This window comes from Fibrella aquatilis (assembly GCF_017353255.1).
Classification (GTDB): domain Bacteria; phylum Bacteroidota; class Bacteroidia; order Cytophagales; family Spirosomataceae; genus Fibrella; species Fibrella aquatilis.
In genome coordinates this window covers 56873-77421 of sequence record NZ_JAFMYU010000017.1, presented here as the reverse complement: position 1 = coordinate 77421, position 20549 = coordinate 56873, and the positions used below count along the sequence as shown (strand labels likewise).

15 protein-coding genes are annotated in these 20549 nt (G+C 53.7%); 1 reads left to right on the top strand and 14 read right to left on the bottom strand.

Features of this window, described 5'->3' with window-relative positions; translation table 11 throughout:
* Nucleotides 1-80: 80 nt before the first annotated feature.
* From J2I48_RS19160 to J2I48_RS19135, 6 genes are all read right to left on the bottom strand, one after another.
* Nucleotides 81-1148 (bottom strand): sulfite exporter TauE/SafE family protein, encoded by a 1068-nt coding sequence (locus J2I48_RS19160; RefSeq protein WP_207337101.1) that lies wholly within the window; start codon nt 1146-1148, stop codon nt 81-83.
* A 124-nt stretch (nt 1149-1272) separates the two neighbouring features.
* Nucleotides 1273-1857, bottom strand: a complete 585-nt coding sequence (locus J2I48_RS19155) for a YdeI/OmpD-associated family protein (RefSeq protein ID WP_207337100.1) — start codon at nt 1855-1857, stop codon at nt 1273-1275.
* A 20-nt stretch (nt 1858-1877) separates the two neighbouring features.
* Complete coding sequence (locus J2I48_RS19150) at nt 1878-3173, bottom strand: acetylxylan esterase (RefSeq protein ID WP_207337099.1); 1296 nt, start codon at nt 3171-3173, stop codon at nt 1878-1880.
* A gap of 59 nt (nt 3174-3232) precedes the next feature.
* Nucleotides 3233-3922 (bottom strand): uracil-DNA glycosylase family protein, encoded by a 690-nt coding sequence (locus tag J2I48_RS19145; protein ID WP_207337098.1) that lies wholly within the window; start codon nt 3920-3922, stop codon nt 3233-3235.
* A gap of 89 nt (nt 3923-4011) precedes the next feature.
* On the bottom strand, nt 4012-4536 hold the full coding sequence (locus tag J2I48_RS19140; RefSeq protein WP_207337097.1) for a GNAT family N-acetyltransferase: 525 nt from the start codon (nt 4534-4536) through the stop codon (nt 4012-4014).
* A complete protein-coding gene (locus tag J2I48_RS19135; RefSeq protein WP_207337096.1) occupies nt 4533-6026 on the bottom strand; it encodes a helix-turn-helix domain-containing protein in 1494 nt (497 codons plus the stop codon). Before J2I48_RS19135 ends, J2I48_RS19140 begins: the two co-directional genes overlap by 4 nt.
* A gap of 160 nt (nt 6027-6186) precedes the next feature.
* On the opposite strand from J2I48_RS19135, the gene J2I48_RS19130 reads away from it, so the two are divergent.
* Nucleotides 6187-7056, top strand: coding sequence for a glucose 1-dehydrogenase (locus J2I48_RS19130; protein ID WP_207337095.1), 870 nt, complete (start codon nt 6187-6189; stop codon nt 7054-7056).
* A gap of 87 nt (nt 7057-7143) precedes the next feature.
* Here the strand turns inward: J2I48_RS19130 and J2I48_RS19125 are convergent, their stop codons facing one another.
* The 8 genes from J2I48_RS19125 to J2I48_RS19090 form a co-directional block, all read right to left on the bottom strand.
* Nucleotides 7144-7788, bottom strand: coding sequence for an NAD(P)-dependent oxidoreductase (locus J2I48_RS19125; protein WP_207337094.1), 645 nt, complete (start codon nt 7786-7788; stop codon nt 7144-7146).
* Between the two features lie 221 nt (nt 7789-8009).
* Nucleotides 8010-8867: a glycine-rich domain-containing protein gene (locus tag J2I48_RS19120; RefSeq protein ID WP_207337093.1), complete on the bottom strand. Its 858-nt coding sequence runs from the start codon at nt 8865-8867 to the stop codon at nt 8010-8012.
* Between the two features lie 64 nt (nt 8868-8931).
* Nucleotides 8932-10119: an MFS transporter gene (locus J2I48_RS19115; RefSeq protein WP_207337092.1), complete on the bottom strand. Its 1188-nt coding sequence runs from the start codon at nt 10117-10119 to the stop codon at nt 8932-8934.
* Nucleotides 10120-10137: 18 nt separating this feature from the next.
* Nucleotides 10138-13005 carry an ABC transporter permease gene (locus J2I48_RS19110; protein ID WP_207337091.1) on the bottom strand — a complete coding sequence of 956 codons (2868 nt, stop codon included), beginning with the start codon at nt 13003-13005 and terminating at the stop codon, nt 10138-10140.
* Nucleotides 13006-13027: 22 nt separating this feature from the next.
* Entirely contained in the window at nt 13028-13855 is an 828-nt protein-coding gene (locus J2I48_RS19105) for a hypothetical protein (protein WP_207337090.1), read from the bottom strand.
* A gap of 134 nt (nt 13856-13989) precedes the next feature.
* Nucleotides 13990-16659: a site-specific DNA-methyltransferase gene (locus J2I48_RS19100; protein ID WP_207337089.1), complete on the bottom strand. Its 2670-nt coding sequence runs from the start codon at nt 16657-16659 to the stop codon at nt 13990-13992.
* Nucleotides 16660-16675: 16 nt separating this feature from the next.
* Complete coding sequence (locus tag J2I48_RS19095) at nt 16676-17107, bottom strand: type II toxin-antitoxin system VapC family toxin (RefSeq protein WP_207337088.1); 432 nt, start codon at nt 17105-17107, stop codon at nt 16676-16678.
* 32 nt (nt 17108-17139) lie between these two features.
* The gene (locus J2I48_RS19090; RefSeq protein ID WP_207337087.1) at nt 17140-20382 is read right to left on the bottom strand and encodes a BPTD_3080 family restriction endonuclease; all 3243 of its coding nucleotides are present in this window, start codon (nt 20380-20382) and stop codon (nt 17140-17142) included.
* Between the last annotated feature and the right edge of the window lie 167 nt (nt 20383-20549).

Sequence of the window (20549 nt, the reverse complement as noted above, 5' to 3'; positions counted from 1 at the left end):
AGCAAGAAACAAGATAATTGAGCATGACTCAACGAGATCAGCAGCACAAATCTTGTTTCTTGTTTCTCACTTCTTAACTCTTAAAAGAATAAAATAATCTTCCGTAAACTTACGATGATGACAACGATGCCGACGAGTACCATCATGGTTTTCACGGGCAACCGCTGGGCCAGGTGGGCGGCAATAGGGGCGGCAATGCTACCACCCAAAACCAGCCCCAGGATCACCAGGCCGTAGTTGCCCAGACCCACATAGAGCGCGAATACCACCGACGAGGCAAATGAGACAAAGAACTCGGCCAGGTTGACCGACCCGATGGTGTAGCGCGGGTGCCTGCCGCTGGCAATGAGTGTGGAGTTGACAATAGGCCCCCAGCCGCCACCCCCAATGGAGTCGAGAAAACCGCCCGTCCAGGCCAGCAGGCCAATGTTTTTGACCGGCTTTTTAGCGATCCTTTTTTTCAACGCCTTCCGAATAATCAGGATGCCCAAAAACGCCGTGTAGACCGAAATGACGGGTTGCAACATCTTCGCATATTGCTCAAACGCACTTAACTCCGAAATGAGCCACGCCCCCAGCGCCGCGCCGATGACACCCGGAATGAGCACCGCCTTGAACAACTTGCTGTTGATGTTACCGAACTTCAAATGCATGTAGCCCGACACCCCCGACGTGAAAATCTCGGAGCTGTGTACGCTTGCCGTGGCGTGTAACGGGCTGATACCCACGCTCATCAGAAACGTGGTGGCCGTAACGCCATAGGCCATGCCCAGGGCACCGTCGATCATCTGCGCCACGAAACCGGCCAGCAGGAAATAAAAGAACTCCGGTTCCACCCGCACCGACGTGGCCAGCAGCGTGAGCCGATCCAGCGTAAAATAGCTGAACAATAAATGCCCAACCACCATCAGCGACAGGGCAGCGGTAACGTAGATAGCAATCTCTTTACGGGTACGTTTGCGCCAGAGCGGCGGGTCGAGGTCGGTACGAACCTGAGCTTCAGGAAAAGCCGCCTTGATAGCCCTGGCCTGCCGGTCGGCGTTGTTGCCCTGCACCGTCACCGTAAAGCCGTTCAGGTCGAATGGTACGGTTGGCGTTGGGGGCGTTCCCGTAGGGGAGTCAGGTAGGGTAACCGAGTCTGATTGCATAATGTATTATGTATATCGACTTAATAGAGTATTGCTCTTATGAAAAACGCCACAATGGCTGTGGCGTTTTTTGGGGCGTGATGTGCGCAAAGGTAAAAGAAAAAGTGGGACGTAAAGGTTCACCTCACCTGTCGGCAGGAAAATTTGCCCGTTTGCCCAGTTCCGCCAGTCGAACGGTTTCGGCCACCCGCGCCGCCCGTGTTTCGGGACGTTTGGCTGCGTTGAGCCAGCTAAGAATGATCTTGCGCGAACCGGGCGAAAATTTGTGAAAGTTACTGAACGCCAGTGGGTTGTTGGCTAGGGCATTTTCAAGTTCAGCGGGGATAAGCAGGTTGTCGCTGTCGTTGAGGGCATCCCAGGAGCCGTCTTGTTTGGCCTGCTCAATTTTGGCCAGGCCAACGGGTGTCATCAGGCCGTCGGCCAATAGTCGTTCCACGCGCTCTTTGTTGGGCTTCGACCACACGCTTTTGAGCTTGCGGGGCGAAAATTTCAGCGCGTGCCGTTCGTCGTCCATTTTTCGGGGAAGGCTGTCTACCCAGCCGAAGCAGAGGGCTTCTTCTACGGCTTCGCCATAGGTGAGGGTGGGGGTGTTAGTCTTCTTTTTGTAAAACACAAACCAGATACCCGGGGCCGAATCGTGATTGTCGGCCAGCCACTGCCGCCATGCGTTTCGTTCAGGCGAATAAAAGAAGTCGAGTTCAACGGCCATATCGTCAAGGGGTCGGCGGTTTATTTTTTGAGCTGTTCCAGCAACCAGGCGTTCATCCGTTCACTTTGTTCGGGGTAGGTCCAGTGGCCCTGATCGCGGAAGAGTTCGAGTGTTTTAGGAGCGCTGATGCCGTTATAAGCTGCATACATCGACGTGGGCGGGCAGGTTTCGTCGTTGAAGCCCCACGTGTACCGACCCGGCACCCGCACCCGTCGCGCAAAGTTCACCACGTCATAATAACCCGCTGTTTTCACTTTGTCAGCTTTGTTGGTCCAGTTGGCGTTCTGGCCCGTAAATAAATGGGGCCATCCGCCAGCGCGCCCGTGCAGGTAGCCCGTCACGTCGGAAAGAGCCGGGTAATAGGCCCCCAACCATTTCACGCGGGCATCCAGCCCTGCCGTAACGATGCTCAGCGCCCCACCCTGCGACCCACCCGTGACGGCTATGCGGTCGGCGTTGCACTGGGGTAGGCTGGTCAGGAAATCTACCGCCCGAACGCAACCCAGATACACCCGTTTGTAGTAATACCGGTCGCGGTCGTCGAGGTTAAAGGCCTGGTAATTCTGTAAGGCTCCGTTCGAGAGCGACGTATAGACCGACGGGTCCAGGTTGACGGGGATGCCGTGAATGCCGATTTGCAGCGTGATGAGGCCTTTTTCGGCATTGCTTAGGTCGCCCTGATACGGCCTGATACCCGCCCCCGGCACCTGCAACAATGCCGGAAATTTGCCCTCGCCTTTTGGTATGCAAAGGATACCGTATAGCCGCGAATTGGCGCTGGCCGTGCCCCAGTTTTGCAGGTTTACGTGATAGACGTTTACCGTGGCCGTGCAACGCTCGGGTAGGAGGGTCATCTGCGCATCGACCGGAATTTTGGCCAGATCAGCTTTGGCGGCGGCCCAGAAGGTGTCGAAGTCGGCGGGGTTGTCAACGGTGGGCGCAATGGTCTGGGGGTCGATACCCGCCGTGCCGAGGTTTCGGTAGTCTTTACCGTCGATAGTGGTCGTGGCTACGCACCGCAAAAATCCGGGCGACGCCAGCGTACCGCCATCCACGGTGAGGGTGCCGTTGGTGAGGGTAACAGTTTCTTTTTTGGTAGGGTCCATTTTTTCAGGACCGATCTCATACCGGACGGTAGCACCCTTCACGGGGTTGCCGTCGTGGAGGACCGTGATGGTGAACTTCACCGGCTCACCGGGGCGGTAGGTCCAGTCGGTATGGTCGGGGGCGACGACCACTTTGTAGAGGCGTTCGGCGGGTTGGGCCAGCAGGGTGGCGGTGGGCAGCCAGAGCAGGAATAGAAGTAGCTTTTTCATTGCCGACAAAAGCAGCCGGACCGGAATACATACCTGACTAACTGGCGAGTTGGGGTAGGCTAGATCCGGTCCAGATCGGGCAGGGCATCGCTCAGCACCTGTAAGTATGTATCAACATATTGGTCGATGAATTTCGATTTGTATTGCAGGATATAGCGCGGATGATCCAGCGAAACGATGCGTCCGAAAAAGCCGGTTTCGTCGTTTAGTTTTTGCAGGAAGCCCTCGTTTTTTCGGCCAAAGCAAATCACCGTGCGCCGGTCGCAGCCGAAGCTGATTTGTTCACGCAGCCCCTCAATCATCACTGGCCAAAGCTGTTTGGTCGTGACTTTGTCGTCGTAAAAATTGTAGTTCTTGCCCCCCTTCACCAACGCCAGCGGGTAAAGCGACGACAGGAAAAAACGGCCATAGAAGGCTTCTACGCCCCCGAAAGCCTCAATAACCCGGTACACAAACCGGCTCGACAGTTCAGGCGTGGGGGGCAGGCTGTTGGGAATACCGCAGTAACGGGCCAGGTTTTGCGGCGTGGTAAATGAAAGCCCCGTCACGCCCGCCCCAAACCGCCCGGGATTGATGCCCAGGATGTACACGCGGGGGGTGTTGTCGTTGTAGAATTTCGTATAAAACTGCGCCACCAGATCCTGCACTGTGGGGTCAGCATAAGGGTTCATAGCCGATACGTCCGCGGGCAGGCCAACAGGTTTGTGCAGACTCAGGTAGTAGGCAGTGGCGCGGTCGGCGAAGGTCATGAAAGGGGGATGTTGGCTGTTAGACGTTGGACGCTGGATAGAGTGGTATAGCGTCCAGTATCCAACGTCTAACAGCCAACATCCACTACTTATCGTTCAATCCGGTACTTAATCAGCGTCAGTTCCTGCCCCATGCCGCCGGTGCCGTCGTACTGACTGATGATGGCTGCCCCCAACGATTCGGGGATTTTGCGGCTCGACAGGTTGCGCGAATCGACGGGGTAGATGAGGTATTCGTAGGGCAGGTGCTCGTCGGCCCAGCGTTTCAGGGTGCGGATGGCCTCGCGCCCGTAGCCGTGCATGTGCGCCGACCCTTTCACCCAGATGCCAAATTCGGGCCGCGGGTCGGCTAGGCGATGCAGGCCCACACAACCCAGAAACTCGCTCGTTTCGCGCAGGGTAATCACCATGTTCAGGCTGCTACCCTCCCGGTTCTCCTGCATAGCCGACTGCACAAACGCTTCGGTATCAGCGCGTTGTTCGGCGGGGCGGGGGTACATATAGGTGGCTACGTCGGGTGTAAATTCCCGGAAGATAACGTCGGTATAGGCTTCAGAAATAGGCAGCAGCCGGAGCCGTTCCGAGTCGAGGGTGAGGGTAGAGAGGTCAGTCATAAGCGATTAACGGCTTCTTTCATGCTGTCGATCTGGCGTTTTTTCTGCAAGATGGTCGGGGGGGCTATTCGTTCGCGGCAGTCGAAAATGCCGCAGCGTTCGCAGGCCTCGTTCACCGTCCGGCTCGGAATACCGGCGTCGGGGTTATTCAGAAAACGCATCTTGGCCCGCAGCGTATCGTTCACCGCAAAACACATCGACACGCTCATGTTTTGCCCCGCGTGGCTGGCCTTGTCCGACCGGTGGGGGTGGGCTACCGAGATAATTAGAAACTCATTGCCGGTGTCGGCGTAGGTGGAGCGCTGCGCCTGGCAAAGCGAACCGCCAAAGTCGCTGTGTACCTGCCGAAAGCCCAACTCCTGCAAGATGGTCAGCGCCACCCACCGACGGCAAAAGTGCTCATCGACCATGCCGCGCGGACCTTGCTGCCGCGAGAGATGCATCTCTTTGGTGAGCGAAAAGGTGGTTTGTCCGGGGGTGTTGTTGATGCGGTAAAAAAAGAGCTGGTCGATGCCGAAATCGCGGGGCAGCACGTTGCTGAGGCGGTAGAAAAACCGTTCGGGCGTGGCACCGAAATGGCTGATCAAATCCAGAAACGCCTCATTGCTCCAGGTGTCGTGAGCAAACAGGTCGGTGAGTCGGTTTACCAGTTCGTCGCGGCGGATAAGCACGGCCCCGGCAAAATAAGAGGCCTTGTAGTTGTTCAGAATCTGCTCAAACGAATCGGCTTCGACGTAAGCGTAGGTGTAGGGGCGGTTTTTCAGGCCAAGGTAATGAAAACCAGCCTCACGGGCCAGAATGTACGTTTTTTGGGCTTCCGACAATTCCGAGTTCAGATGCAGCGTGCGCGATTCAGGCTTATAAACCGACCGCAGTTGCGCCAGGTCGGTCTGTTGCATGGGGTTGAAGACCACCAGCGACACGTCGTAGCGCGTCTTGAGCAGGTTGGTCAGCAGCCCCATGTCTACCCGCTGATTGGCGGGGGCAAACTCGTCCAGAAACTGCGCCGCGTCGGCCTCGATGGCCTCGAAGTGGTTGTCGTTGATTTCCTGATACGACCGCAGCATGGCCAGGTAGAGCCGCTCCACGCTCATGTTATAGCTCAGCGCAATGTCCATAAACGTGCGGATCATGGCGCTTACTTTGTCGGGCGCTTCGGCCAGCAATTCAATCAGGTCCGACGGGTCAATGCCGAACAGTTCGAGGGGTATTTCGGTCAGGAATTTCGAGCGGAGTAGGTCGGCAATGGGGGCCAGTTTCTTGTTGACTTTCAAGGACACCAGCGTGTCATAGTCTACGTTGAGGGCGTTGGCCAGACCCGAAATCTTGTCGGCCTTGGGGTATTTGCGGCCTTTCTCGATCTCGGAAATATACGAAATCGCCATACCCGACCGCCCGGCCAGTTCACTCACGGAAAGGCCTTTTTCAAGGCGGAGTTGACGAAGTTTCAGCCCAAACAGCAGGCGGATATGATCGGTGGGATGTGTCACGCGGGTCAGTTTAAAACACCCTAAAGATAATAGGCTTCCTTGGATGCCCCATCACGGTCCGTTTACTCCTATTCGCTGAACAAAAGGCGGCAACAGGTTATCTACACTACGGCAGCGGCCCTTTGACAACCGTGCCTTTGATCAAAAAGTAATCAACTCGATGGAACAACAAGAAAATTATCCGCAGGCAGACGCACTCAAGAGCGAGGTGCAGGAATTTCCGGCTATTCAGGCCAAGATGACCCCCGAACCCATCAGCGAATTAACTAACTACAGTGCGGCGGGCAAGCTGGCCGACAAGGTGGCTATCATCACCGGTGGCGACAGTGGCATTGGGCGGGCGGTGGCTGTGGCGTTTGCCAAAGAGGGTGCCAACGTAGCTATTGTATACCTCGATGCCGAAGAAGAAGACGCTCAGGAAACTAAGCGCCTGGCCGAACAGTTTGGCACCAAATGCCTGCTGCTTCCCTCCGACGTACGCAGCAAAGAAAAGTGCCAACAGGCTGTTGATCAGACCGTTAGTGAGTTCGGTAAATTAAATATTTTGGTCAACAACGCAGCCTACCAGCACATCCAGAAAAAGATTGCCGATATCACCGAAGAGCAACTCCGGCGCACGTTCGACACCAACATTCTGGGGTATTTTTTCATGGTACAGGCCGCGCTGCCCCACTTGCACGAAGGCGACTCGATCATCAACACGGGCAGTATTGTGGGTAAAAAAGGCGAACCCCAACTCGTAGATTATGCCTCGACTAAGGGCGCGATTCATGCCTTTACCATGTCGCTGGCCAATCAGCTTGGCGAACAGAAGATTCGCGTCAATGCCGTGCTGCCCGGACCAATCTACACACCTTTTTTGCCCGGTGCGGGCATGGGGCCAGAAGGCGTGGAAAAAGCCGCCAGCAAAACAACGTTGCAACGCCCCGGACAGCCCGAAGAACTGGCCCCGGCCTATGTGCTGCTTGCCTCAACCGACGGTTCCTACATCACGGGTAGCCTGCTCGACGTCAACGGCGGGAATGCATAGGAAGGAGTCGTAAGTCGATAGTCATAAGTCGGCTGGCGCGAAGCAACATGCGTCAGCCGACTTATGACTATCGACTTACGACTTCCTTCACGCGTTCGCGATAAATGGCGCTTGTTTACTGAACGTTTGGTTATCAAGCTGTTCGAGTAGAAATCTGGCCAGATCACCCACCGCCAATTGACCTCCGGGCATGTATCCCAGGTGCGTTTTCACCGTTCCTGCTGTTTCTGATTCCACTAGGTATGGCACTCGCACGTAGGTCCAGTTGAGGTTGCTGGCTCGCAAGAGAGCGTATTCGCGGGCACGGTCGGCCATGAAGTCGGGAAAATGCTGCTTCATGAATGCGGCCGAGAGCCGGGTTTTCTCGTCGGTCTGCGCATTGCCTGTGTCGTAAAGGCTGGTCAGGGTAACGTACCGGCTGATGTTTGCCGTTTTCATTCCGGCCAGAATGAGGCTGGTAACAGTACTCAGAATCGGTATGTTTTCGCCTTTGGGGTTACCCAGCGTACTGATCAGGGCAGCACTGCCAGCCAGTAGTTGACTGATAGACATCGAATCGCGGGCATCGCTGTGAATGATCGTAAGCCGTTCGTGGGCAAAATCAAGCTGATCGGGATGGCGTAGCAATGCGCGGACAGTGTATCCCTGTCGAAGAGCTTCTTCCATGAGGGGGCGACCAGCTTTTCCGGCCCCGCCTAACACGGCAATGGTTGAGTTTGTGGGAGTAGCCATTGATATAATGGGTTGACTTTATTAGATGATCAGCGCATAGCCAGACAAGCGCGTGGCGCTGCGTGATCATTAACCAGAAAATAAAAGAAGACAAAGACCGAAATCGATCTTTTACGCGTGTTCCAGGGCGCAGTGCGTCAAGGCTTTCGTGAAGTGAAAGCAGGAACCGCTGGGCGATATGTTAGCCGAGTTTGATGCCATAAATGTAGGCAATTTTCGGGTCAATCGCCCCCACCGCAACCGCCTCCGCAGCCGGAGCATCCGCTACCACACCCGCTGGCCGAGCAGCCCGCATCGCCGTGGCCACCGTCGCCGCTATCGCCCGAATGATGACCGTCGTCTGAACCGAATAGCACAAAGCCCCCATCACCGCCAGAGGTATCGCCTTGGCGGCGGGGGCGGTTGGGGCCGTCGTTGGCGTTGGCCAGATTAACGATCACCACAAAAAACAGGGCGAAGCCGGTAAGCAGCCAAAAGAGCAGGCTGCTGGAGGCTTGCAGGAAGATACCCGCCGCACTCAGCGCACCGAGCAACACCACGGCACCTACCGTTTGGGCTGGGGCCGGTTTGGCAACGACCCAGTTGGTGCGCCGGTTGATTCGCCCAAAATCAATGTCTGAAAAGCGTTGCTGGTTCGTGGGCCAGATGTCGGCGGGTGGCTTTTCGCCGAAATACAACTGGTACAAGGCCTGACTGTCGGAATACATGCCGTCGAATTTCTGGCCTTCACGTGCCCCGCCTTTGGTGGGGTTGTGGTGCAGTTCGCGCCCTAGTGTATCGCGGCAGAGGTCGTGCCAGTACGACTTGGTGTAGGTCAGATGCAGGTGCCACGCCTGATCAACGGCATCGGAAGGGGTCACGCCAGTGGGCGTAACGCAGCAGAGGAAGAGGAACTTACGGTACTCCGCAATGACCCGTTCGGTGTAGCGGGTGGCCCAGTCGTTTTCGCGGGCCAGTCGCGCCGCAAAGGTGAATTCGGGCCGCGTTCGGCGGGTGTCAGGACCGTCGAATGTGAAGGTGCTGATGGCTGTCCAGAGGGCCGCTTCGTCTCCGGACTTGTGTTCGAGTAACACGTTCATTTTTTCTTAAAAGTAGCAGCCCCAAAATCATATGACAACAGGGCGACTGTTAAGAAATTATGAACTACTTCCGTCCTCCACGACTGGCCCAAACACCGAGCATTGGCCCTGGTAAGAGCAGATAAAACAACCACACCGACGGGCCAACCTGCGCCACCAGCCCTGCCATGAGTTGAATAGACACCACCGTGATGAGGAAGCCGATGCTCACCACCAACGTAATCACGCTGCCTTTGTTGGCCACAGGTGCGTGGTTGGCCACCAGCGTTGAAAACTGGGGCGAGTCGCTCGCCACGGTTAGGCCCCACACGGCGAGAAATAGGCTAAATAATGTTGGCGATACGTGTAACATCCAGGGAACCAGTACAATAGAGGCTCCCGAAACAAACAGGAACGTGCGGGCCACCCGGCTGCTTCCACTGCGTAAGGCCCAGAAACCACCCAACACGCACCCCACACTCCCCGAGGCAATTAGCCCGAACGTCCAGACTGACGCGTTAATGTGAATGTTTGGGTGCTGTGCGGCGTATAGCGCAATTAGCATGGGTGCAAAGGCCCAAAACGTATACAGCTCCCACATATGCCCAAAATACCCCAGCATTGCGGGGCGGTAGCCCGACGGCCTGAACAGGGCCGACAACTGCGCAAACTGAAAGCCGACGGGTTGTTTGGTAACGGGTTTCGACGGGATAAACAAGGCCAGGAACAAACCACCCAAAATAGCTAATGCGCTGACCGATAGCAGGATAGCACGGTAGGGGAGTGTGCTGCCCAGTCCCCGAATCAGGTGCGGAAACGCCGTGCCGATGACCAGCGCACCTACCAGGAACCCCATGGCCCGTCCCAGCACCGGCCTGAACCAGTCGGCGGCGATTTTCATGCCCACGGGATACACCCCCGCCAGAAAAAAGCCCGTTAGGAACCGACTTACCAGAAGGGCATCGGCCCGAACAGGTCCCACGAGCCAACTCACGTTTGCCCCTGCGGCCAAGACTACCGAAACCAGAAATACCCGCGAAGCCGGAAAACGGTCAGGAATGGCCAGCAGGGCGTAGAGCAGCGTGCCCCCCACAAAGCCAATCTGCACCGCCGACGTGATCCAGCCGGTCATGCCGGGTAGACTGCGGGTCAGGTCGGGAAGGACTGCGTTTCCCGCAAACCAGAGTGACGTACCCGCAAACTGTGCAAAGACAATGATAAGCAGATGACCGTTGGTCAGCGTTCGTTGGGCGGGGGTAGCTGTTGTTTCCAAAGAGACAAAGTAACGCCGTCAGCCCGGCCGATGCACCAATTGCTTGCGATTATCCATCCGGTTGGTCTCTGGCCAGGCACCCAGCGGATCAATAACTACTGTGGCGGCATTGGCAGGGTGGGGGAGCCAGACCGCTTTGGTAGGGAGGTCGCGTTCTGGCATGACGGGCAGCACCAGTTCGCGGTGAATGACCTTGCCGGTGGCATCGAGCAGCACAACAGGTACATAATCGCTGGGGAGTTTTTCCCGCGTGTGGCCCAAACCATCGTCCATCGTTTCATGGGCAGTAACCCGAACTCCAATTCTGTCTTCGTCAGTCCATACCCACCCGATGCTGAAGGCAAATTGCGGTCGTTCGAGGAGGTAATTGGCGGCATATTTCAGGTCGTTGGGTAACGTTGTTTGCAGATTTTGAACGTACTCTTCGGCGCTGGTTCGGTGCGTTTTGTGCGCCTGATAAAACCGGCCAATCTGTTGGCAAAGGGTTTCGTGCCCCCACACTTCGCCAATGCAGGTGAGTGATAGGGGGGCTTTGTCTATGGCTACATAGGAGCCAACAGCTGCCTGCATAACCACGGGTTCTCGCCCGCCGTTTTGCCCACGCCCGCGCCGATAAAGGCCCTCCTGCCGCGTCAATTGCCCTTTTAGCCAGTTATCACCCCACGTTTCGTGCACAACGCGCAGGGCCAGATACCCCGCCAGCCCGTCGGTTAGTAAACCCGATTGGCGCGAATTAACGAAGCCAAACCCCGCAGACAGCCATTGGCTTAGCACCTGCCGCGCTACCACCAGGGCCAGCTGCCCCGCATCGTCGGTGTGGGTGGTGTTGGTCATCCAGCCTTCGCGCTCGGGCAGGGCTATAGACGCGGGCGTGCTACGGGTTGCTTTAGGGCTAAACGGCGTTTCGGTAATGCGCAGGGTCTGGTGCGGAAACGGCCCCAGCCACCTGGCTCCTTGCCGAAGGGCATTGGTAACTGCTGTTTGCACCGCCCCCAGATTTTGTGGGTGCACATAGTGGTAGACCACGTTCACCCGTTGTGTGTTGCTTACCCGAATTTGCTCCGTCGTGGTGTTGTAGGGTGAAATGGCTTCGTTTGATTGCGTGTTGGTCATCGCTGCATCGGAGGCCATAGCCAACCACAGGCCACTTCCTATACTGATGATTACCGTTACTGCCAGCCCGGCCACATAAGATTTGTTCAGCGCGTTGTACCACCGCTGAAACAGCGTTTTTGGTCCAACCAACAGCCCCCGTTGTGCCAACCGTGTCGTCAGTAACAGCAGCATAGTGGCCACCGCCGTCCACAGCAGTGCCGCCACCGGTCGGAGCTGTGCAAACGAACCGAAGCCAGTGATGTCGGAATAGAGTCGGGAGGCGGGGAGGGTGCCGTAGAGCCACCACGCCATGCCCCCGCTTTTCTCGTCGAGAAACGTCAGTCCGGCCAGCGTGAGAACGGTCAATCCATGACCTACCAGTCGGTTGGGTGTCATAGTGCTAATCAGGGCCGACAGGGCAATTAACTGACCGTAACGCAACAGGCCGTCGGTACCCAAGTCGTTGGCATACAGCAACCAGTCGATAGGCGTTTGGTTACTGAGCAGCTGCAAGCAAAGGCCAGTGCCAAGCAGCGTGGTGGTGATAGCCCCGGCCAACAACAGCATGGCCCCAACATGGCCTAGCAGCCGTACCCAGGCTGGCAGCGGTGTAGCGTCTACCAGTTGCCAGGCGCCCGACGTTCGGTTGCGGTGGATGAGTTCGCCCGTGAACACCACCAAAAACAGGCTGATATACAGGTGCATGGGTAGGCGGATGAAGGTCATCCGCGAAGTAAAGGGCAGCAGCCGTTGGCCGTAGGGTGCATCGCCAACGCCCAGGGCATAGCCCACAATGCCCAGCGTCAACAGAAGCAGCCCGACAGCCACGGCCGTTTGCCGAACCAGCCAGCGGACATCGGCCACGGCCAGGTGAACAGCTGTTTTCCAGCGGGCAGATGACGTAAATGCGCGGGTCAGCACGGGGATTTCATCAAAACGTTGCCACCTGGCTGCTGCGCTAAGCCGAGGCAAACCCATGCGTTGAAACGGCTTCCCCTGCGCCGTCATATACTGGAAACTCAGCTGCTCGTCGGCGCGGGCAATGAGCCAGCCGCTGAGGCCCAGCCAGAGCAGACGGTTGATATAGAGGAGTTCAGGCGTGTCGGGCCAACTGGTGTTTTTGTCGGCAGTAGGCATGATTTCTACCGCCTGACGAATGCTAATCGCTCCAAACGGGTCGAGTAGATGCACCCAGTCATACTCTACCACCGACAGGTAGCTTAGTTGCAGAAGCGTGTTCGCCAGCGTAAGCGCTAACAGGGCAATATAGGCCCCCGTAATATGCCGAAACTGGGCCGTGAGGGCATACGACAGGCAAACCATAACCACCAGATTGGGTAGCAATAGCCGGATGAAACCGTCTGCCAGCGAGCCAAGGGGCCATTCGCCCGTTGGTCCGTTTACCCAAAAAGGCACCAGCAGCAGGCCAAATGCGTAAGCCATCCCCAACAGCACACTAATGCCCAGACACCCCAACAACTGCCCGGAAAAATAAGCTCGTTCGGCAATGGGAAGGGCATAGAGGTAGGTCACGCGGTAGTCACGGTCGCGCAACAGTACCTGCCCTGTCAATAGTGAGACGGCCGCTACCAGCAACGGCCCGGTGTTGGCAAGGCTCAGATACAGTAAAATGGGCGCGTTGGTCAGCAGCGTGACGTCGGCAAGGCGCTGATAATCGGCCACACTCACGGCCAGCCCCTGAGCCGCCATCAGGAGCAACAGGCCGTAGAAATAAGGTTGCCGAAACTGATACCAGATTTCGAAACGGGCAATGCGTAGGAGTTCCTGCATGGTTTTGGGCGGTGAAAAGGTGTTATAAAAACCGGCTCATCTGGTCGAAAATGACGGAATATTCTAAAATAAGGTTACCCAGTTCAGGATAGTACCGAACAGACTTAATCGCTTTTCTGAAAGCACGATGGGCCTTTTTGGCGTTTTCCTCGTTGGCATACATCCCTTTCCACGGCCTGTTTTCTTCGTAATTGGCCAGACGCAGGCCACCGTTATAAAAGCGGATGGGCATGCCCACGGCGGCGGGCTTAAACTGCTGAAGCTGATTGGCGTAGATGGCCTTGAAATAAAGGGCATAAAACGCCAGGCAGTTTTTTACCCGCACCCGCACTTGCTCATCCGTTTCGGGTGCCGGTGGGTGCGTAAACACCGCCTTCGCCAGGGCCAGTACCCGTTGCTTGTCATGCCCAAACTCGATTCGGTGCAGCCCACAACGTACGCTACCGTGACTCGAATCGACCGGAATAGGCAGCGTCATGGCAAAACCACTGCCTGTCTGTTGCACATTGTCAAACAGGGCTATTTGCGTGAGCAGGCGTGAATCGCGTAGCTGAAAAGAACTGTTTATCAGGTTGTTAGCGCCAATAAATTGACAGTTGCCGTCTGGCGCGAAAGCAAATAAGCCAAACTCCAGCGTCCTGATCACTGAATCAACTGCCTGTTTTTCAGCCTCGGTGGGCTGCGAAACAGCTGGTAGTGGCTGAACCATGGTGACCATATACGTATCGGCCGAGTAGCGCGGAGTAAGCCAGTCATCGGCTGGCGGCTGCTCCGTTTTGCCCGTCAGTTGGCATGACCACAGCAGGGCAAATACTCCCGGCAGTATAATGAAAAGTCTACTCCGTGTCATTAAACAATACTACCAAAAAAAGCCGCCCGTCAACAGACAGGCGGCTTCAAAATAAGTAGTTTATTAGCTTGTGGCAGTAGCCTTACCAATGAACCGACGGCCTATCGTAACGTGCCCAGCACAGCCGTAAGGCTTCACATTGATAACACTTTTGTGCTCTCTTCCCCGAATTGGCTGATGACACGAACCGCAATTTTGCGACCTTTTCTGTAGTCAATGGGGTGGGAAACTGTGCCATAAAGCCGGTCGAACGCTTCGTCATCAATCTCGATTTTAAGCGTTTTTTCAGCTTGCTTTTTGGTAGCCTGAGTGGCTAAATTGCTTAACCCCTTCTGCCATTTCTTAAATTCGTCCTTGTCGTTGGAGCCGCAAAAGAACACCTGTCTGACAATGAAGTTGGTGCCATCGTAATCATCATCGACCATCCAATAGGCAATGTCTTTGGGATCACGGGAACGAACGTCGTCTTTGATAGGATCGTAAATATCTAATCCACGGACCTCTACGGTGGCTTCGTCGCCTTTTTTACTCAAGCGAATATCTGGTTCACCCAGCAGCACGAATGAGCCGGAGGCTTTATTTGGTTTTTTGAGCAGACCATCCTGTAGGAAATCATCATGAAGCCGGACCTTATCAACGCGAAATGTGCCCACGTTCATGCTCACGGATTTGTTCTCAATGTCTGACTCGAACGATAGGCCCAGGATTAGGAGCCAATCGGCGTCGCCTCGTTTGCGGCACTCCCGCACCGCCATGTTAACGGCCTCTTTGCTGACGGTGCTGTATTTACCACCAAGGTGAATGTAGGCTTTGGCTTCTGTGCCGCCTGCCGTTTGGTAAAACCCTTCGGCGTGAAGGTATTCGCCTGCCAGTGGCTCTACCCGCCCAAACTTGGTGTGCTGCGTTTTGTCGCCGTTGTTGATACCCGCCGATTGTAGCCGTTGAAACACTAACTGCTCGAAATTCTCTAATTCGGTGGGACTATCGCCCGATGCGGCCACCACCGTTTGTGGGTCAGCAGCTTCTTCGGGGCTAACCGGCTCAAAGTTTTGTAACGTCTCGACGGTGAACGCCCCCGCCACGCGCATTCGTTTTTTGTCTTCGTAGGGTTTGTCGTAGAGCGTTTCAGTGTCGGCGGGTTCGTCGTTGGCAAGCGACTTTAGCGTGATGTGCGGCACTTCTTCATACACAAAACCGAGCCGCAAATCGCCCCTTGCGTCTTTTTCCTCCTTCGTTTTTGGTTCGGGCAGTGGAGTAATTGTTTTTTTGATCTTGCCGCCTTTCTCTTCCTTTGCCACGTCTACGTCGCTATAAAGATGATAGAAAGGAAATGTGGCGGTCATCAACCTGCTTTTGGCAATGTTGAGCGCAATGCGGCTCGTATCGGTGGTGATCCACCGCCGCCCCCACTGCTCCGCTACGTAGGCCGTTGTGCCGCTGCCACAAGTCGGGTCAAGCACTAAATCACCTGGGTCTGTACACATCAAGAGGCACCGTTGAATGACTTTATCAGCAGTTTGCACTACGTACACTTTGTCGCTCAGACCAGTATCATCCCAATAATTTAAAATGGGAACAGCAGGAAAGTCGTCCAAATAACGAACATACCTTAAGGTTTTGTCCCCAATCATTACTCTATTTTTATGAATAAGATTTTGAAACCCGCGCTCTGTAGTTTTCCAATTTGTTCTATAAAACTTCTGTCCGCCATAGTAAACTTCAAAGCTCGTACTAGGAGATGAGCTTTCGGATATTAATGCCGTGAGTTGAAAGGTTTTCCCTCCGTTTTGTACTAACTCCTTTAATAAATTGGAATTAGCTTTTTCCTCAATTTTAAGAGGGCGCCGAGTCTTATCCGGTAATTCGATTTGGTCATATCTCTCACCTGTTCCTTTTCCTACCCCTAACTCTTTCTCAACATATAACTGATTATATTTTACCTGTTCAACATCTTTAGCATACCATACTACGTAGTCAAATATAGAATCTAGATTTTTAGACTGCTTAGCACCGGTTTTCTTGACGCATATCATACTTACAAAATTTTCACTGCCGAACACTTCGTCCATTAGGCAGCGTACAAGATGCACGTTTTCATCGGAGATTTGGACGAAGCAGGAGCCGGATACGTGTAGCAATTCGCGGGCTACGAGCAGGCGGTCGCGCAGGTAGGTCAGGTACGAGTGAATGCCCAATTCCCAGGTGTCGCGGAAGGCTTTTATCTGTTCGGGTTCGCCGCTGAGGTTCTCATCTTTACCGTCGGCTACGGCGCGGTCGTTTACGCGCAGTTGCCAGTTGGAGTTGTATTTAATGCCGTAGGGCGGGTCGATGTACACCATCTGCACCTTACCCGCCATGCTTTCGCGCTGCAGGAGGCTGTTCATCACCAGCAAGCTATCGCCCTGTATGAGCCGGTTTTTCCACTCGTCGGCGTGGGTGTAGTATTCCGATACTTTTTCCAACTCATCCATATGCAGGCTATTGCCAAATAGCTCATATAGATCAAGTTGCGACAGTTTCACCTCCTGCGTCCGGTACAGCCTGTTCAGCAGCAGTTCGGGGCTGATATGCTCTACCCGGTATAGGCTTCGGATGTCCACGTCGAGCGTGTCGGCGGCGTCGTCGGGGCCATATTTATTCAGCCAGAACAATTCGGGGTCCTGCCCGCGTGTGGTTACAGGATTTTTGGGGTAAGTGGCCGTAGCCTTGCCCGCCACGGTAGGGTTATCCTGTTCGGTGCCGGCTTCTTCCTGCGAAGGGATAAAGGCACGAGTAGCTTTATGTTGGTAGGCGTTCTTAGCCATAACGTTGGGTGGAGGATTAGGAGTGAATCGTGATGAGTGAATTGAAGCGGTTAAAATCGTCAGGATTGTAGGTCAAAATGTTGGAAATTTCATTGACCAGCATACAGGCCACTAAATGTGTATCGTGGGCGTTTTTACCGCTAACGTTATAGGTGTTGACCAAGAAACGCCAACGACTAAACGACAGGTTAGAATCTTCCGTCAGGTCATAAGCATCCATGAAGTTTTGCACTTCCAGATGGGCCTGTTCTGGTGTTAGGCCCAGCCCATTCGCTCTTGGCGGGGTGGTCATTACTTTATAGCACTCACGAAGCACCTGCGGGCAAACCATTAACTCATGACCTGCGTCCATTAATTTTTCAATATCATCTTTTGCACGTTGATGGTGAACGGAGGCTTCATTAAGCAGATTAATAAGAATGTTAGTGTCAAGCAAAATCTGTTTCATTGCGCAAAAACGGTGCTAATCAGACGGGCAGATTATTCGTAAATATATTCGCGACGTAATTGCTCGGATGTGAGGGTCGGCCCGTCTTTTATTCGACCAAACGTAGCCCGAATTTTTGCTGATTTATCGGCACGTTTCACAACTTCGTTAATCTCTCCAAGTTTATCAGCCAACTGATTTTTTATGTAACGGATATCGTTGGCAATTTCCACGAAAAACCATTCGTCATAGCCATACTGTTCTCGTACTGAATTAGCGGCAGGCAACCACCGGTCAATCACGTACTGTTTCTTGGCGGCTTTATCAAGATTCATTCCCGTGATCTCAACAATTAAATTTATAACCCGGCCTGATGACGTTTGAATGCGGGCAATGAAATCAGGGAAATACAACTTCTCTTTACCCTCATTTACATACGGGATGGCAAAACCGAGAAAAGCGTTCTTGACATAGCTCAGAACTTCGGGTAGTTCGTCGAGGGTTTTGGCGGCAATCTGTTCCCAACTATCGGTGTCGGCCACCACGTAGTTAACGTGGCTTTTGCGGGTTTCATAAATCGGGCGCGAGGTGTTGCCGTTTACGTAGCGGGTGCTGCCAAACCGGTTGTAGTGGTTGAACATAGGCAGAATTACGTCGGAACCGGCGGTTGCAGCCATAATGCCCAGCTGAATATGGTCGGCTACTTCTTTGTGGTTCCAGAAATAAAGCAGCCTTTTGTAATTCTCATTGGTTTCGCCCACCAATGCCACGCGGGTGTTGTACCATTCGGTCACAATGGCCCGTAGTTGGTTAAATTTCTGAAACTGAGGTTGCCCGTTATTACCCGAGTGATAGTAATGAATGAGTTGCTGCGTGAGTTTATAGATCACCTGTTGATCACGAAGATCAAGCACCGACGTTAATTCTAACTCTTCAACGCGCTCTTCAATGGCCGTTTGCATGAGTGTTCTCACCGGCATACTACTATAATCGATCTCAAACGGCTCTACATGGCTAAAATCAGCTTTTATGTCGCCGATCATGGTCTCAATTCGGTAGCCAATGATATTCGGAAATGTGATCTCATAGACCGCCTGCCGGTCGGGCAGGGCCGTAATATGCGTGTAAGTAGGTGGGACGGGGGGTGGGGCCGACTTACCTTTTTTGAATGACTTAAAGGGTACGCCGATTATCTGGGCATATTCGGGCGGAAACTTCCAGACAATACTTTCCGGCTTTTTTTCAGCAACCTTAATACTCACTGGTTCGCTCGTCACTTTGTCGTAAGGGAGTAATTCATAACTCTGCCTCCGTAACGCACGCCCTGCTACCTGTTCACATAGCAGTTGTGACCCGAACGCCCGCAGCCCCATAATATGCGTGACGGTGTTGGCATCCCACCCTTCGGTCAGCATAGACACCGATACCACGCACCGCACATGGGACCCTAACGAGTTAGGCTTCCCCACGGTGTTAACCACCTCGCGCAGCACGTCAGCGTCTGTAAGCCGGTCAGCTGACCCCTGCCCGTAAATCCGGGCATATTGATCTTTAAACTTTTCAATTTCGGGTGCGAACACTTTTTTAAAATCATCATCTATTTGCCCGCTGTCGTCAAGCGCGGCACTGTCAATAAGCAGCGTAGGTGGTTTGTTTTTGGGTAGATGATTCTGATCGAAGTTGTTGAAAAGGTCGTAGCGACCCGGCGTTGTTTTGGTCTTACCCTCTGCATCGGTTGCTTCGTAGCCGGCAATGTGTTTGTAAAGCTCTTTAGAAACCGACGTGTTGTTGCATACGGCAATAAAAACTGGAGGTGTACTGTATAACGTACCCATCTGGCTGTGGGTGCGTTCATAGTGAGCATAGAACTGTTCCAAAGCCGTCACTAAGGTTTCTGGCATTCGGGGCGGTTCTTCTGTCAGGGATGTACCCTGCGCTTTTGCCGCTTTTTTGCTAGCCGTTTGTCCTTTTTTGGGAAGTCCCTCCTTCACGTGCTCATACAGATTGCGTAATACAGGTTCGCTAAGGCGTTGTGTACTATCCGATTCGGGCAGGAAGGGGATTTTTACCAAGCCTGACTCGATTGCGTCAATCAACCCGAAATCACTTACTATCCATGGAAAGAGTTTATAGGCATCGTAGCCGGAGCCACGTAGGTAGTAGGGCGTAGCGGAGAGGTCATAGATGTGACGTACCTGGAACCGCTTTGTTAGTTCCCGGATGCCCGAAAACCAAACGGCTGCCCGTTGATTCTCTTCATCAGTCGCTTCGTCGTCTGCACTCCGTTTGTCAGCCTTTTTGGGCAGATAGCAGTGATGGGCCTCATCGTTCAGAATTACCAGTCGAGAACCTGGTTTGATTGACCCAAACAACCGTTTGATGACTTGTCCAAACTCTTCTTTGTTTTCGCCTTTGCTATCATTTTTTACTTCAACCACCTCGCCGTCAACAACTCGCCGCGAAATTTTGCCGTCGAACGGAGTTCGTTTGTTTCCCTGTAATGTCTTTGGCTCGAAGCTATGGTAATTGGTAATAACTAATCGGGCATTTAGACCACCGAGCAGATGTTCAAACTGTTGTGGCACTAATCCCCGCTGTCGATAATAATCGGATGCTTGTCGTCCACTCTGCACATTCGTATCAACCCGTAGCACACTTAGCCGATCTCGGATGGTTATGCCGGGCGCAACGCACAAAAAATAGTCAGCAAACCGGGTGTCGTTTCGATATTCTTGTCTGTTGAAATAATGGTACAGAATAAGCGCACCCATTACAACTGTTTTACCTGTACCAGTTGCCATTTTAAAGGCAATTCGCGGTAAGCTATCAGCTTCATTATCTTGTTCCTCACCTAGCCGATTCAAAATATTGGTACCTGCATTAGAGCGGCTGGCAACTTCATTAAGCCAAATGGCCGTCTCAATCGCTTCCTGTTGAACGAAAAATAGTTTTCTTTTAGGTATTGGCGTGAGGCCGTCGGGAATGAACCAAAATTTAAGGAGGTCAAGTGTTACGCGGGTTGTGTGCGGGTACCCTTCGGTTCGCCATTTTGCCACTTCTTTACGCAGTAAATTAACTAATTGCTCACCGTATTGAGGGGCGAATTCGTTGACATCGAACAATGATTTTTGCCCTTTAACACGGGTTGGGGCACCAATCATGTCATTGGTGAAGATGCGTCGCCCTTCAACGGTTCGGCTGTAATCCAAACTTCCTTTCTGCTCCCCATCGGGAGTGGTCGCGTAGTGATAAAGCGGTTCCAGATAAGGATTATTAAGAATGGGAGATGCGTCCATGCTGTTCAGTTGGGATCAAGACTCAAAGTAAATCTATTTTAGGGCAAGTCTACAACGTAGCTACAAACCTCGAACTGTGTCCATCACCAGCTTGAAGGGGTATCTGCCTACTAATCAAGAAACAAAAAGCCGCCGGTCATCAGACCAGCGGCTTAAAACTTTTCAAT

Bases quoted from the DNA above. Each gene is read 5' to 3' on its own strand.
- J2I48_RS19160 (WP_207337101.1), bottom strand. From the start codon at position 1,148: ATGCAATCAGACTCGGTTACCCTACCTGACTCCCCTACGGGAACGCCC.
- J2I48_RS19155 (WP_207337100.1), bottom strand. From the start codon at position 1,857: ATGGCCGTTGAACTCGACTTCTTTTATTCGCCTGAACGAAACGCATGG.
- J2I48_RS19150 (WP_207337099.1), bottom strand. From the start codon at position 3,173: ATGAAAAAGCTACTTCTATTCCTGCTCTGGCTGCCCACCGCCACCCTG.
- J2I48_RS19145 (WP_207337098.1), bottom strand. From the start codon at position 3,922: ATGACCTTCGCCGACCGCGCCACTGCCTACTACCTGAGTCTGCACAAA.
- J2I48_RS19140 (WP_207337097.1), bottom strand. From the start codon at position 4,536: ATGACTGACCTCTCTACCCTCACCCTCGACTCGGAACGGCTCCGGCTG.
- J2I48_RS19130 (WP_207337095.1), top strand. From the start codon at position 6,187: ATGGAACAACAAGAAAATTATCCGCAGGCAGACGCACTCAAGAGCGAG.
- J2I48_RS19125 (WP_207337094.1), bottom strand. From the start codon at position 7,788: ATGGCTACTCCCACAAACTCAACCATTGCCGTGTTAGGCGGGGCCGGA.
- J2I48_RS19120 (WP_207337093.1), bottom strand. From the start codon at position 8,867: ATGAACGTGTTACTCGAACACAAGTCCGGAGACGAAGCGGCCCTCTGG.
- J2I48_RS19110 (WP_207337091.1), bottom strand. From the start codon at position 13,005: ATGCAGGAACTCCTACGCATTGCCCGTTTCGAAATCTGGTATCAGTTT.
- J2I48_RS19105 (WP_207337090.1), bottom strand. From the start codon at position 13,855: ATGACACGGAGTAGACTTTTCATTATACTGCCGGGAGTATTTGCCCTG.
- J2I48_RS19100 (WP_207337089.1), bottom strand. From the start codon at position 16,659: ATGGCTAAGAACGCCTACCAACATAAAGCTACTCGTGCCTTTATCCCT.
- J2I48_RS19095 (WP_207337088.1), bottom strand. From the start codon at position 17,107: ATGAAACAGATTTTGCTTGACACTAACATTCTTATTAATCTGCTTAAT.
- J2I48_RS19090 (WP_207337087.1), bottom strand. From the start codon at position 20,382: ATGGACGCATCTCCCATTCTTAATAATCCTTATCTGGAACCGCTTTAT.